The organism is Caulobacter sp. FWC26 (assembly GCF_002742645.2).
In the GTDB taxonomy this organism is placed as follows: domain Bacteria; phylum Pseudomonadota; class Alphaproteobacteria; order Caulobacterales; family Caulobacteraceae; genus Caulobacter.
Genome location: NZ_CP033875.1, coordinates 3753807 through 3768809, shown reverse-complemented (window position 1 = coordinate 3768809; position 15003 = coordinate 3753807). Strand labels below are relative to the sequence as shown.

Here is a 15003-nt window from a genome sequence, read left to right as displayed (position 1 = left end):
GGCGCGAACGCCCGCGCGCTTTGACCTGTTGCCTAAAGCCTGTGCAGCGCGCGATCCTAGGGGGCGGGCGTTGCGGACTTTGACATGGCCGTCCGTCAAAATAAGGCATGGTCCGCGCCCTCGACGGTGCGAAATCCACGCCGCCGGGGAGGTCGGGAGTCGCGGGTGTCCAGGTCCAGAGCGTTGGGAGCGTCGCATGGGCGCGGCCGCCTCACGGCCCTGCTCTGCGCGGCGGCCGTCGCGGCTTTCGCGCCGTCCGCCGTGCTGGCTGCGCCGGGCCGGCCCGACGCCGCCGCGCGCCGCTTCGACCTGCCCGCCCAGCCCCTGAGCCAGGCGCTCAATCAGCTGGCGCTGCGCAGCGATCGCGAGATCCTGTTCTCGCCCAGCCTCACCCTGGGGCGACGCAGTCCGGCGCTGAGCGGAACCTTCACCGCCGAGCAGGCCCTGACCCGACTGTTGGCCGGTTCGGGCCTGACCTTTCGGCTGGAGGGGCGCAGCTTTCTGGTGGTGGCGGCGCCCAAGCCGCGCGAGGCGCCTTCGACGCCCGCCTTGCCCGTCGTCCCCCCGACCGATCTGGATGGGCTGGTCGTCACGGCGCTGAAGCGGTCGAGCCTGGCCCAGCAGACGCCGGTCAGCATGGTCGTCGTCGAGGGCGAGCAGTTGGGCCGGCTGGCGGTGGCCAATCTCGAACAGGCCGCGCCTCTGCTGCCCGGCTTGAAGCTGATCTCCACCGCCTTTGGCCGGCGCCTGGTGTTGCGCGGGGTCTACGGGGCGGGCGAGGCCACGACGGGCCTCTATTACGACGAGACCCCGATGACCGGTCCGGTCGGGACGACGGCCGATCCGGGCGTCATGGCGCCGGAACTGGCCCTGGTGGACCTTGACCGGATCGAACTGCTGCGGGGACCGCAGGGCACGCTTTACGGGTCGGGGGCCATGGGCGGCGCGCTGCGGGTGCTGTTCAAGCGGCCGGACCTGAGCGAGACCGCCGGCTCGGCTTCGGTGTCCCTGGCGGACGCGGCGCATGGCGAACACGCCGCCAGCGGCGCGGTGGTCTTGAACGCCGCGGCGGTTCCCGATGTGCTGGCGCTGCGTCTGACCGCCTATGACCAGCGCCAGCCCGGGGTGATCGACAATGCAAGGTTGAGCTTGCGAAACGTCGACGACGCGCGCGTGCGCGGCGCGCGGCTGGCCGTGCTGTGGGAACGGAGCGACCGGCTCTCTGTCCTGGTCTCGGGCGCGCACCAATCCAGCCATCGCGGCGATATCTCGGCCTGGAACGATACGGTTGGCCCCTGGCGGACGGTCCATGCCGGCCGCGCGCCCTTTGACGGGGATATTGACCTGGCTTCGGCCGTGGTGAAGTGGCGCGGCGACGCCGTCGACATCACCGCCGTCTCGTCCTGGTATCATTGGGACCTGGTGCGGCGGTCCGACTACAGCGGCGTGCTGCTCGGCGAGCGGACCAACGCCGCCGGCTGCATGCGGATGTTCGCGATCTCGACGGCCTGCGGCGGCGAGCAGATGGCGCGTTACTCGGCCTATGTCGACAGCGTCTATCCGGCGATCCTGAACCAGCCGGCGGACCTGACCGCCCGGATCCACGAAGTTCGCGCCGCCTCGGCCGGGGCCGGCCCGCTGCGCTGGAGCCTGGGCGCCTATAGCGAGGTGCGCGAGGACCATATCGACAGCCAGGTCCGCCACGTCGATCCGGCGACGGGCGGCCTGATCGAGCCTGCGGTTCTGATCGGGCGGCGAGACATCGAGAACCACCTGTCGCAGCGCGCGGTCTTCGCCGAGGTGTCTTACGCCGTCGCGCCCGGCACGGAGCTGACGCTCGGCGCGCGTCGCTTCGACTATGTCAAGCGCGACCGGGGGGCGGTGCAGGTCGCCAACGTGATCTCCGGCACCTGGATGGACTATGCGATCGACGCCAGCGGCCGCGAGCGGGGCTGGAGCCTGAAGGCCCTGGCCAGTCGCGAGTTCGCCCCGGGACTGTTCGGCTACGCCCTGATCTCACAGGGCTTCCGCCCCGGCGGCGTCAATGTGGTGCCGGGCCTTTCGGAGGCCGTGGCCGTCTACCGCTCCGACCGTCTGGACAACGCCGAGCTGGGCGTGAAGGGCCAGAGCGCCGATCGCCGCTTCACGATGAACGTCGCCCTCTACCAGGCCCACTGGCGCGACATGCAGTACGCCGCCCAGACCCCGAACCGCGCCTTCAACTATGTGACCAATATCGGCGCCGCGCGCATCCAGGGCCTGGAGATCGAGGGGACCGCGCGGAAGGTCGCCGGCTGGGACTGGGCGGCCAGCCTCACCCTGACCGACGCGCGCCTGACCGCCGACCAGGTGACCAACAGCGCCATCGGCCTGGGACTGCGCGGCGATCGGCTGCCCGTGGTGCCCCGGATCGCGGGTTCGGCCTCGGCCGAGCAGCGCTGGGCTCTGGGCGACGACCTGACGGCGCGACTGCGGTTCGACGCCACCTATGCCGGGCTCGCGCGCTCGGCCTTCAACGCGGGCAACGCCGACTACCTGAAGATGGGCGGTTATGCGGTGTTTGGCCTGAGCGCCGGCTTGGAGCGAGGGGACTGGAGCGCCGACCTCGCGATCGAAAACCTGCTGGACCGGGCCGGCCGGGCCTCGGCGACGCGCAACACCTCGGGGCCTGTCGAGTATTTCGGCGTCATGCCCCGCACCCTGCGCCTGACCCTCGAACGTCGCTTCTGAGCGGCGGGCTTTTTCATGCCGGCGGGTGAGGGACCGCCACCAGCTTGCGTCTGATCCTACAGGCCGCCGTCGAGCGGACCGACAAGAGGGGATCAAGATGATGCAGTTTCGAGGCCTCCGGGCCCTGGCCCTGGGCGCCAGCGCGCTGAGCAGCCTGGTGGCGGGTAACGCGCTCGCCCAGCAAGCGTCCGACGGCGCGACGATCGAGGAGGTCGTCGTCACCGCGCTGAAGCGCTCGACCACGGTCCAGACCACGCCGATCAGCGTCAGCGCGGTCACCGAGAAGTCGCTGCAGGCGCTGGGCGCCTCGGGCATCCAGGACTATTTCCGGACGGTGCCGAACCTGCAGGTTGACGGCAATTCGCCGACCAGCCGCCGCCTGACCCTGCGCGGCGTGCGCAGCGCCGGCGAGGCCACGGTCGGCCTCTACTACGATGAAACGCCTCTGACGGGGCCGGCGGGCACCACCGCCGACGCCAGCTCGACCAGCGCCGACGTCAACCTGTTCGACGCCGAACGCATCGAAGTGCTGCGCGGTCCGCAAGGCACGCTCTACGGCTCCGGCTCGATGGGCGGCACGCTGCGGGTGATCCTGAACAAGCCCGACAGCAGCCGCTACGCCGGCGCGGTCGAAGCCCAGGGCACAAGCGTCAAGGGCGGCAGCAACGGCTATTCGGTCAAGGGCATGGTCAACGTGCCGCTGATCGAGGACAAGCTGGCCGCGCGCCTGGTGCTCTACAAGACCGAAGGCGGCGGCTATGTCGACGATCTCCTGCTGAAGAAGAAGGACATCAACGATCAGCACGCCAGCGGTGGTCGCCTGATGTTGGGCTTCACGCCCACCGACAAGCTGACGATCAACGCCACCGGCCTGTTCCAGAAGACGACGCTGGACGGCCAGAACAGCTGGTACACGGCGCTGGGCAAGGAGGCCCACGCCACCAACGCCCGCGTGATCGCGCCCACCAGCGACAACCTGCGGCTCTACAACGTCACCGGCAAGTGGGACCTGGACTTCGCCACGGTCACGGCGACGTCGTCCTATTACAAGTGGACCCTGCTGCGGAACTCCGACTACAGCCCCACGCTCTCGGGCAGCCGCGCCAACGCCACGGCCTGCCGCAACTGGGTGGCCGGCGGCCCGGCTCCCGCCGGTTCGACGAACCCGGCCTGCACCGCCACGCAGCTGACCGCCTTCACCGCCTATGCCGACAGTCGGATCCCCGGCGCTCTGTATCAGCCGATGGGCCTGACCGCCTGGAACCACGAACTGCGGGCGAACGGCTCGCTGTTCGATGACAAGGTCGACTGGACGGCCGGCGTCTATCTCGAAAAGCGCGACGACTATATCGAGAGCAAGGTCGCCAAGGGCGACGCGACCACGGGGATCATCAACCCCAACGACCTGACCGCCTGGCGTCACGTCGGCACCGAGACCAAGCAGACCGCCTTCTTCGGCGAGGTCTCGTACAAGCCGGTCGAGAAGCTGACCCTGACCGGCGGCCTGCGCCGCTTCAAGTATGACAAGACCGTCTCGGGTCAGGTCCTGATCAGCAACTTCATCACCCAATCCTATGTGGGCCCGGCCGCCCAGGTCGACGCCAGCGCCGATGGCTGGGTCAGCAAGCTGAACGCCTCGTACCAGGTCACCTCGGACGTGATGGTCTACGCCGTGGCGGCCAAGGGCTTCCGTCCGGGCGGCGCCAACAACGTGCCGGGCCTGGCCAGCGCGCTGCTCGCCTATCAGCCTGACAGCCTGTGGAACTACGAAGGCGGCATCAAGAGCCAGTGGTTCGATCGCCGTCTGACGCTGAACGCGGCCGTCTATCAGATCGACTGGTCGAACATGCAGATCTCGGCCACCAGCGCCAACGGCGCGTTCAGCTACCTGACCAACGCCGGCAAGGCCAAGATCAAGGGCTTCGAGATCGAGGCCACGGCCCGTCCGATCCAAGGCCTGACGATCAGCGGGACTGCGGCGGTCGTCGACGCCAAGCTGACCGAGGATCAGGCCAATTCGACCATCCTGATCACCGGTTCGACCGGCCTGCGCGGCGACAAGTTCCCGAACGTGGCCAAGTACAGCGGCTCGGCCTCGGTCGAGTACATCTGGCCCGTCAGCGGTGATCTGAACGGTCTGGTGCGCGCCGACTACGCCTATGTCGGCGAGTCCGCCTCGCAGTTCCGTCCGACCTATGTCTACTACGAGAAGCAGGGCGACTACGGTTACGCCAACGTGCGCGCCGGCGTCGAGGGCTCCGACTGGGGCGCCTATGTGTTCGTCAACAACCTGACCGACGAGGTCGGGCTGATGAGCGTCACCTCGGCGGTCAACAACCCCAAGCAGGTCGTGAGCATCAGTCCGCGCACGGCCGGCTTCCAGGTCCGCAAGCGCTTCTGATCCGGCAGACGGGCGGACCGGAGGTCCGCCCGTCCTTCTCTGGACGGCTATGCCCGTGACCGCTTACAGCGCGTTCTGGCGGCTCGACCTCGGACCGCGTTCCACGGTCGTCAGTCCAACCAGCAGCGCCGTCGCGAGCAGTACGACGTCGATGATCCAGCCGATCGGATCGAGCATCGCGCCGAAGTGCAATGTCCCGTGCGTGACGGCGACCAGAGCAAGGAGGCCGGCGGTGATCCGGCGCAGCGCCTTCGATATGCCGGCGGGGGTCCCGACGGCGGCCGTGGCGCACGCCGCGAGGGTGGCGAGACCCCAAACCGCGACCGGCGCGGACACGGGCGACAGAAGGGCGACCAGCGCCGAGAAGGCGTAGGCGAGGGGCTGGCTCCAGGCGAAGGCCACCCAAAGTCGTTCCCAACGGGGCGCGGGCCGTCCCTTGTCGCGGCGGCGAGCCAGCCAGATGGCCACGCCGCTGGCGGTGACGGCGGTCAATCCCAGACCGAGAAGCAGGTAGGCGATCTTGACCGGCCAGCCGCCAAACCAGCCGAAATGCAGCGGGGTCATCGCCGAGAGCACACGCAAGCCCAGCGAGCCGCTCTCGTAGCCCACCTCGCCAAGAACGTGGCTCTCGCCATCGACGACGACGGTCTCGCCGCGCGACAGCCGCTTCTCGCTGGCGAGATTGACGATGGCGTGCTGCCCTCGCTCGCCGGGATGTTCGACAAAGATGTAGGTGGGCTGGGCGTCCGGATGGCGGGCAGCGGCGGCGTCGAGGGTCGATCCGATATCGATGATCTTGGCCGCCGGGCGCGGGTCATCCTTGACGCTGGGGCCTTGGAACAGCGCATAGGCTTTGCTGGCGTCGCCCTTGAAGGTGGCCAGAGCCAGCACGCCGACGATGATGGTGGTCAGGCCCAGAAAGGCGCCGGTCAGCGACACCGCGAGGTGGAAGGGCAGGCCCCATACCGAAATCCGATTGTGAAGATCAGCCTCCTGCAGACGCTTGGCGCCGCCCCAGCGCAAGGCGAAGGCGTCCTTGAACACCCGGGGATGCGACAGCACGCCGGAGATCAGCGACGAAAGCAGCGCCACGCCCGTCAGGCCGACCACGAACCCGCCCCAGGCGCGCGGCAGGTGCAGCGCCGTATGGAGCTGGACTTGGAACTCGGTCCATGGGGTTCGCGCCTCGCCCACCAGTCGGCCGGTCTGGTCCGCGACATAGGTCCGTTCCTCGCCGCCCGTGTCGTCGCCCCGCACCGTCAAGCGAGGATGATCGGCGGTCGGCAGCCGGACGAGCAGATCGTGCGCCTTGGGATTCCTGGCGAGCGTGGCTTGGACGGCGGCGTCCACGGCCTGCGGCGCGACCTCGTGCAGGACCGGTCCTTGCGGCTGCTCCCAGCGGGTGAACTCCTGGGTGAGCACCGCGATCGATCCCGAGAAGCAGACGAGATAGATCAGGGCCGCGAACGCGAGCCCAAGGGCGGAGTGGCCCGCCAGCATGGCGCGCACGAAATCCGCCGGAATCTTTGGCCAGATCGGTTTGCCCACCGTCTTGGTCTTGGAGGGCGCAGACGTGTCGGGAGAGGCGTCCATCACAGTGCGCCCTTCAGGAACGCCGCGCCCAGGGTCAGGGTGGCGACGCCGGCCAGGACCGCGAAGGCCCGCAGAATCTTGTCGTCGGAAAGGGTCCAGGCCATGCCGGCCGCCCACAGGAAGGGGACGATCAGTCCGCCGACGACCATCCGGCTCTGAACCTGACCGGGCGCGCAGATCGCCACCGCCAGACCGCAGCCCAGGGCTGCGACGCCCGCCAGAGGGCCGGCCAGAAAGCCGCGCAGCCACCCACGCCAGGCGACGCGTCGGCGATCGGAGGGTTCGGGCGCCAGCTCCCGGGCGGCCTTCCTGCGGGCGTTCCTCAGTTCGACGCCAATCGCCACAAGCGCGAGCACCGCGGTGGACCCCAGCGCCAGGACGGCGGCGGGGCCGCGCACAGGCCCCATCAGCGGAACCGAGGCGAGGAGCGCCAGCAGCAGCAGGCCCCAGCCGCCCAGGATCAGCCAGGGGCGTTGGGGCGTGGGGCGCTCCCAGGCCCGCTTGAGCATGGCGGCGCCCGCGACGGGCAACGGCGCCAGGGTCAGCACCCAAAGCGCGCTCACCAGCGAGTCTCCAGGGTCAGGCCCACCACCCGAGGCTCGCTCAGCAGAGCCACGCCAACGTCCGCGCGTGTGTACTGCGCGTAGGTCGCGTTCAGCAGGTTCTTGCCATAGAGGTACGCGCCCCAATGGCCGCGCTCGTAGCCGAAGCGGCCGTTGAACACGACGCGCGCCTTGACGACGTCGTCCTGCGCCTGCTGCAGGCCCGCCGAGGAGTAGCTGCGAGACCGGTAGTTTCCGTCGAGGTGCGCGACCAGTCCGTTGGACCAGCGATAGTCGGCGCCCAAGGCGACCGTCCAACGGGGCGCGTAGGGGAACTCGGACCCCGAGAGGTTGCGGGTGTCGACACCCGAGGTGATCGCGAAGTCGTCGAACCGGGTTTTGGTGCGGCCCAGCGACGCGTACCACGACAGAGCTTCCGTGACGCGTTGGGCGACTTCCAGTTCGAAACCGTAGAGGTGCGACTTGCCAGCGTTACGGACCTCATAATCGTAACTGTTCAAGCCCAGGTTCACCATCACCTGCTGGTCCTTCCAGTCGACATAGAAGGCGTTGGCGTTGACGGTCAGGGCGCCGTCCAGCCAGGCGGTCCGGAGCGAAGCCTCGTAGTTCCAGGTGTATTCCGGGTCATAGGCCACGACCGTTGAGCGGGCGATGTTCACCGTCGAGCCGCCGGACCGGTAGCCGCGCTGGGCGACGAGGCTGGTGTTGATGTCCGGCGTCCAGTCGTACTTGATCCCGACCTTGGGCAGGAACGCGTTGAACGACCGGGTGGTCTCCGGCGAGGAGGAGCCCGCCTGGGCCACCATCGCGGCGACGAAGGCGTTCACCTGGGTCACGTACGGCGCGTAGGCGCCGAAGGCCGCCGGCGTGGGATAGACGCCGGTGAAGCGGGCGACTTGGACGCTGCCGCCGGTGTTCTTCTCGTGATCGTAGCGGAAGCCGCCCAGGAGGCTCAGCTTATCGGTCAGCGCGTAGCTGCCGTCGGCGAAGACGGCGCTGGTGGAGACGATCGACGGCTGATCACCGGAATAGTCCACCGGGATCACCGGAAGGGCCGCGACATAGAGGTTGGCGAAGGCGTTGGCCTGAGCGGCGGCGGCGGCCTGCTGGGGCGCTGTGGGGTTGGGGAGGCCCGCCAGCAGGGTCGAGGTGAGGACGTTGACCAGGGTCGCTCTCGGGAAGTCGACATTGACCTGGCTGGCGCTCTTGTCCTCCGCGTCGCGCCGGGCATGGTAGACGCCGATCAGCCCCTTCAGCCGGGCCCCGTCGTGATTCAGGCGCAGTTCCTGGGATGCGGTGTCGATGTTCTCGCGCCGCGCGCCGTACGATATCCGGGGCGCCTGGAAGTCGAGGTCGTAGGTCGCGTTGGTCTTGACCGTGTTGAACGAGGCGATCGCGTTCAAGGTCAGGGTGTCGCTGAGCTTGTAGCTGACATCGGCGGTGAGGATGTCGGTCTTGGTCCGGGTCCGGGTCGGATCACCCGACAGGTCAACCCGGTGCTTGTAGAAGTCGGGTGTGTCGATGCGGGCGTAGGTGAACTGATAGCCGGCGTCGCGGTCGCTATGGGCGTAGGTCAGGGTCGCCTTCAGGCCGGGCAGGGCGCTGGGCGTGAACAGAAGCTTGCCCCGGACCGTCAGGCTGTCCAGCGCGTCGATATCCCGCTTCAGCGTCGGATTGTAGACGAAGCCGTCGCTGTCCTTCTTCTCGACGGCGGCGCGGAAGGCCAGTTGATCCGCGACGATGGGGCCGCCGGCCGCGAACGCGAACGTGCGCTCGTCGCCGCTGGCCAGGTTCACGCGCGCGCGAAACTGGGGCGTGTAGGTCGGGTTGGCCGAGGTGATGATCACGGCGCCCGCAAGGGAGTTGCGCCCCTGCAAGGTCGATTGCGGACCGCGCAGGATCTCGACCTGCCCAATGTCCCACATCTCGAGGGGGCCGCCGTAGACCGCTTCCACCGGCAGCGCCGCGCCGTCGACATAGACCGTCGCCAAGCCGCCGGTCCCGCCGCCCGAGACGTTCATGTTGCTGACGCCACGGATCGTGAAGCCGGTCTTGCCATAGGTCTCGCTCATGTTCGCCGTGCGGGCGACCACGTCGAAGAAGGTCTGGATGTTCTCGCGCTCGATGCGCGCGGCCGTGGTCACCGCGACGCTGGTCACGGTCTGCTGCAGCGAGCGTGAAGTCTTTTCGCCGGTGATCACAACGGCTTCGACGGCGGTGGACTGGTCGTCGCCCGGAACCGGTGGAACGCCGACCTCCTCAGCCGAGGCGGCCTGAGCCAGACCCAAAATCGCGAAAGAACAAGCGGCCAGCAGACATCGACGCATGGAAACCCCCGAACGGAACATGCGCGAGGGGCTACGTCAGATAATATTGCGAGTCAATCGCATTCGCATATTCGCGGCTTGGTCATCTTTGTGGGCGGGGACTACTGTGCGCGGCAGGGGAAATGCGGCGCCGGGCGGCTTGCGACGGCAGAACCCCAAGACGCGGCGCGGCGCCTTGGGGTCTTTGTCCATCGCTTATTTCAGCAGGCTGCCGGGCGGGGTGTAGTGGACCTGGGCGGCAGGACCGAGCGGCCAGTCGAAGGCCACCCAGGCCAGGGTCATCAGGACGCCGGCGACCATGAAGGCCAGGGCGTAGGGCAGCATCAGGGCCAGCAGCGAACCGACGCCCATGCTCGGGTCCCAGCGGCGGGTCATGGCCAGCACCAGCGGGAAATAGCTCATCAGCGGCGTCATCAGGTTGGTGAAGCTGTCGCCCATGCGATAGGCGGCGGTGGTCATCTCGGGCGAGATGCCCAGCAGCATGAACATCGGCACCACCACGGGGGCCAGGGCGCTCCACTTGGCCGAGGCCGAGCCGATGAAGAGATCCAGCACCGACGAGAAGCCCAGCACGCTGACCAGCAGCAGGGGCGCGGGCAGGTTCATCGCCTTCAGCGCCTCGGCGCCGTGGATGGCGGCGATCGGACCCAGGCGCGACCAGTTGAACATCGCCACGAAGTGAGCGGCGAAGAAGGCGAAGACGATGTAGGGGGCCACCGAGCGGACCCCGTCGGCCATCATGGTCACGACGTCGCCCTCGGTCTTCACCGTGCCGACGCCGACGCCATAGGCGACGCCGCTGGCCAGGAACAGCAGCATGAAGCCGGCGATCAGGGCGCCGTAGAACGGGGTCAGTTGCGCGGGGCCCGTCTTGGTCTCGTCGATCAGCGGCGTGAAGCCGGGCGTGAGGCTCAGCGCGGCGAACAGGGCGACGATCGCCAGCGCGGCGAGGCCGGCGAACTTCAGGCCGCGCTTTTCTTCAGGCGTGACGGCGGATTTGGCCAGTTCGGCCTTCAGCGCATCGTCGGCCTGACCGCCCCAAGGGCCAAGGCGCGGTTCGACCACCTTGTCGGTCAGGAACCAGGCGATCGGGGTGAAGACGACCACGATGGCCAGGATGAACCACCAGTTGCCCAGCGGGTTCATGGTCCAGGTCGGGTCGATGATCCGCGCGGCTTCCTGGGTGAACCCGAACAGCACCACGTCGAACTGGCCCGGCGTCAGATTGCCGGCGAAACCGCCCGAAACCGCTGCGAAACCGGCCGCGATGCCGGCCAGCGGATGGCGTCCGACCGCCGCGTAAAGCAGGCCGGCCAGCGGGATGAACACCACATAGGCCGCATCCGAAGCATGGTGTGAGACCATGCCGATGATCACGACCAGGGGCGTGAGAATGCGCTTGGGCGCCTCGCGCAGGCTGGCGCGGATCAGAGCGCTGAACAGGCCCGATCGCTCGGCCACGGCCGCGCCCAGAATCACCACCAGCACCAGGCCCAGCGGGGCGAAGCTGGTCAGGGTCTTGGGCATCTCGGTGAACAGGCGCGCCAGATTGGCCTCGGAGAACAGGCTGCTGGCCGCATAGGTCAGGACGCCGTTCTCAAGCTCGCCGAACTGCGGGGCCTCGTCGCCGGCATAGGTGATCGAGGCCGACCAGCCCAGGGCCTGGCCGATGGCCGACAGGACCATCAGGCCCAGGATCAGCCAGACGAAGATCATCACGGGCTCGGGCAGCAGGTTGCCCAGTCGCTCGACGGCGCCGAGCAGTCCCTTTTGTCGGGGCGGAGGAGAGGAAACAGGGGGCGGGGCGTCGCTCATGCGGCGTCATGCTCCGATATCGATGTGATCCCTCCATCGACATGGCTAGCGGGCTCGGCGCGCGAGGTAAAGCTTGCTGATCGGGGAAAGCGCCGACGGCGTTTCAGATCAGGCTGTATTCCGGCTTGGCGTAGACGGCTACAAGGTCGACGCCGTAGGCGTCTTGCGTGGCCTGGTCCATGAACAGAGCGCCGGCGGACTTGGCGTAGACGCCGATATTGGCCTTGCCCGCTTCGGCCATCAGCCACCCGACCATCGCCGCCTTCGTGCCCTGGCCGTTCAGACCGTCCTGGCCGTAGGCGGCGAAATAGTCGGCGCGCGTGTCGATCAGGGCGTGGATCTTCTCGTCGGTCGGGGTCGGGCCGAAGATCGTGGCGTAGGCCTTGCGGGTGGCCTCGAACAGGGTCAGCCCGCCGTAGTCGGCGGTGAACTTGGCCGCGCCTTCGCCGACCTTTCCCAGGTTGACCGCGAAGTTGATGTAGCGGTTTTCCAGGTTGAACGACTGGTAGTAGGCGCTGTTGAGGTTATTGCCGTTCACGCCGTCGGGATTGACCAGATAGTCCATGCCCGCCGCCGTCGGCGTCTTGCCGGTGAAGAACTGGTAGGCCATCACCGCCACGCCGCTGGTGGAAAGCGCGGCCTTCGATACTTGCCCGATGGCGTCCGTATAGCTGGCGCCCGTGGCCATCGACGCGCCCAAGCTCTTGGTGATCGGCTCGGCGGCGGCGCTGAAGGTCGCCAGGCGCAGGATGTTGCTGACCGCCGTGGCTACGCGGCTGTCGACCAGACTGACGGTGCGGTCGCTGAACGACAGTCGCTCGATGTTCAACAGGCTGTCGGTTCCGTCGCCCCCGACCCGGTCGGCGACAGACCAGGCCCCGTCCACGCCCGCCGTCACCTTGTAGTTGGCGAAGGCGCCGGAATAGACGGCCGTGTCGATCCCCTTGCCGCCGTCCAGCACATCGGCGCCGGCGCCGCCCACCAGACGGTTGTCGGCCGCGTTGCCGTTGATGGTGTCGATCCCCGAGCCGCCGATGGCGTTCTCGATCACCGCGTTCATCGCGATGGTGACATTGCCCTTCAGGCCGCCGACGCTGGAGAAATAGCCCGAGCGCAGGTCGATGATCTGGTTGACCTTGTAGCCGGAGAAATCCAGCGTATCGACGCCGCCGGCGTCCCACACCGCGAACACCAGCTTGCTCGAGGACGAGGTGGCCAGGAACCAGTCCCGACCGGCCGTGGAATTGAAGCCGTACACCGTATCGCCGGTGCGGGTGTTCATGTTGGCGCCGTAGGCCATCTGGGCTGCGGCGATGTCGTCCAGCAGGGGCGATGAGGCGTAGGCCCCCTGAAAGGAGCCCCCGGTGTTGGCCTCTCCGAAGTAGGACATCACCGTGTACTGGCGGCTGTCCTCATAATACTCGGCGTGCTTGGCGTAGGTGACCGGTTCGGTCTCGCTGGCGTTGTATTCGGCGGGGTGGGCTAGGCCGATGGCGTGTCCGATCTCGTGGACGATCACCATGCCGCCATAGTTCGAGGCGCTGGGGTTGGTGTTGTAGCCCAGCGTCGACTTCAGCCAGACATCGCCCGAGCGGCTGGTCGCCGCCGTGTTGCCCGGATAGTAGGCGAAGCCGGCCGCGTCGGACTCGCCCGTCGAGAAGTTCCCGAACAGGATCGAGGCGCTGTCGCTGTAGGCGTCCTCGTCAGACGCGCCCTGGCCGACCCTGACGAACGTGATGTTGGCCACATCGGCCCAGGACTGCAGCGCCTTCTCGGTCTGGGCGATCTGCGCGGCGTTGAAACGCGAAAAGCCGCCAGTGTCGGTCGGCATGTTGGTCGGGGCGGTCGAGCGGTAGGCGTAGGTCACCGTCGCCGGCACGTAGAGCGCCGCCGACCAGCCCGGTTCGCCCCGCAGCAACTGCGAGGCGGCCTGCTCGACGGTCAGGCTCTTCTTGCCGTCGATGGTTCCGGTGCGGGAGTCGGCGTCGACGAAGGCCAGCGGATCACCGCCGCCCGAGATGGCGCCGAGGCCATCATCGCCGTGCAGGTTCAGCCCGTACCGCTGGCATTGAATGCACACGACAACGCTCCAACTCACCGATCAGGCGAGTATGAAGAAGCCCGGATTCTTCTGCAATCTTGGCTGTTCGCGACATGTTCGCGCATTGGCCGGCCGGTCGAGCGCCGCCTTGGCGTGGCGCCCGCCGCCACATTTTTCGTAGTTCGCCTCAATTTGTTGCTCAGGCGCCACACCTGAATCCGCGCATGGCGCGTTTGTGCTCCAGGTCCCGGGGAACATGTCGGGTCCGCGACTTTCGTAGGAAGAGGGTTTTTCAAATGAACATGCGGTTGCTGGTCGGTGTCGCGGCGGTAGCGCTGTGCGCCGCCTCGGGCGCTTCGGCCCAAAGCGCCTTGAGCGGCTGGTACGTCGCGGGTGACGCTGGCTATCACGAGCCCAAGGACGTCAAGGCGACGTCTTCGAACGGCTATCAGTGGAACTTCAACGCCGACAAGGATTGGGCCGCGTTCGGCCGCCTTGGCTACAAGTTCTCGCCGAACTGGCGTGTTGAGGCCGAATACGGCTATCGCCCCAGCGACATGCAGGGCGTTCGTGGCGCGGGCCTCAGCGGCGCCCAGCCGGTCGGCCTCTGCTTGCCGGGCGTCGCCCGCACCTCGTCCTCGCCGCAATGCGGTGAGCCCAAGGGCGAGCTGAAGGCCTCGACCCTGATGGCCAATGTCATCTTCGACATGGGCGGCGACTCGCGCTTTAGCCCGTTCGTCGGCGTCGGCGCGGGTACGGCGTGGGTGCACAACAAGGTCTATGGCCAGCTGCCGGGCGTGCCGGCGGGCGCGGCCATCTACCAGAACACCAACTTCGACGACGTGGATCAGGCGTTCGCCATGCAGGGTCTGCTGGGCGTGGCCTGGAACTTCGCCGACAACTGGTCGATGGACCTGACCGGCCGTTACCTGCGCACCTCGAAGCTCGACTGGGGTTCGGTCACCCAGAACGTGGGGCCGGCCGGCGGTTCGATCACCGATGTCGGCACGTTCTCGGGCCGCTACAAGGACACCTCGGTGACCTTGGGTATCCGCTACACCTTCGGCGCCCCGCCGCCTCCGCCCCCGCCGCCGCCGCCTCCGCCGCCGCCGCCGCCTCCGCCCGAGCCGGCTCCCCCGCCGCCGCCGCCGCCCCCGCCGGCCGCTCCGGCCTATGAGGCGCGCGAGTTCGTGGTCTACTTCCCGTTCGATCAGTACGTGCTGACGCCGGAAGCCCAGGCCGTGGTCCAGCAGGCCGCTGAATACGCCAAGGGCGGCAACGCCACCCGCGTCGTCGTCACCGGCCACACCGACACCTCGGGCTCGGACGCCTACAACCGCAAGCTCTCGGAGCGCCGTGCGCGCGCCGTGGCTGACGGCCTGGTGGGCATGGGCCTGAACGCCACCACCGTGGCGGTCGACTGGAAGGGCGAAAGCGCTCCGGCCGTCGCTACCGGCGATGGCGTCAAGGAACCGCTGAACCGCCGCTCGACGGTCTCGATCAACTTCCAATAAGGACGTCTGATCGACAGAA

At 68.0% G+C, this 15003-nt stretch carries 8 protein-coding genes; 3 read left to right on the top strand and 5 right to left on the bottom strand.

Annotated elements, in window-relative coordinates; translation table 11 throughout:
* The first annotated feature begins 165 nt into the window (after window positions 1-165).
* Together CSW63_RS19435 and CSW63_RS19430 are read left to right on the top strand one after the other, a co-directional pair.
* Entirely contained in the window at window positions 166-2730 is a 2565-nt protein-coding gene (locus tag CSW63_RS19435) for a TonB-dependent receptor (protein ID WP_231737521.1), read from the top strand.
* 97 nt (window positions 2731-2827) lie between these two features.
* Window positions 2828-5131, top strand: coding sequence for a TonB-dependent receptor (locus tag CSW63_RS19430; protein ID WP_062097617.1), 2304 nt, complete (start codon window positions 2828-2830; stop codon window positions 5129-5131).
* Window positions 5132-5194: 63 nt separating this feature from the next.
* On the opposite strand, the gene CSW63_RS19425 is transcribed toward CSW63_RS19430, so the two are convergent.
* From CSW63_RS19425 to CSW63_RS19405, 5 genes are all read right to left on the bottom strand, one after another.
* Window positions 5195-6724, bottom strand: a complete 1530-nt coding sequence (locus CSW63_RS19425) for a PepSY domain-containing protein (protein WP_062097615.1) — start codon at window positions 6722-6724, stop codon at window positions 5195-5197.
* The gene (locus CSW63_RS19420) at window positions 6724-7287 is read right to left on the bottom strand and encodes a hypothetical protein (RefSeq protein ID WP_062097612.1); all 564 of its coding nucleotides are present in this window, start codon (window positions 7285-7287) and stop codon (window positions 6724-6726) included. The genes CSW63_RS19425 and CSW63_RS19420 overlap by 1 nt, the downstream gene beginning before the upstream one ends.
* A complete protein-coding gene (locus CSW63_RS19415; RefSeq protein ID WP_062097610.1) occupies window positions 7284-9614 on the bottom strand; it encodes a TonB-dependent receptor in 2331 nt (776 codons plus the stop codon). Before CSW63_RS19415 ends, CSW63_RS19420 begins: the two co-directional genes overlap by 4 nt.
* 195 nt (window positions 9615-9809) lie before the next feature.
* Window positions 9810-11429 carry an AbgT family transporter gene (locus tag CSW63_RS19410; RefSeq protein ID WP_062097608.1) on the bottom strand — a complete coding sequence of 540 codons (1620 nt, stop codon included), beginning with the start codon at window positions 11427-11429 and terminating at the stop codon, window positions 9810-9812.
* 103 nt (window positions 11430-11532) lie between these two features.
* Window positions 11533-13509: a M10 family metallopeptidase gene (locus tag CSW63_RS19405; RefSeq protein WP_062097606.1), complete on the bottom strand. Its 1977-nt coding sequence runs from the start codon at window positions 13507-13509 to the stop codon at window positions 11533-11535.
* A 257-nt stretch (window positions 13510-13766) separates the two neighbouring features.
* Here CSW63_RS19405 and CSW63_RS19400 point away from each other — a divergent pair, with 257 nt between their 5' ends.
* The gene (locus CSW63_RS19400; protein ID WP_099503071.1) at window positions 13767-14984 is read left to right on the top strand and encodes an OmpA family protein; all 1218 of its coding nucleotides are present in this window, start codon (window positions 13767-13769) and stop codon (window positions 14982-14984) included.
* Window positions 14985-15003: the final 19 nt, after the last annotated feature.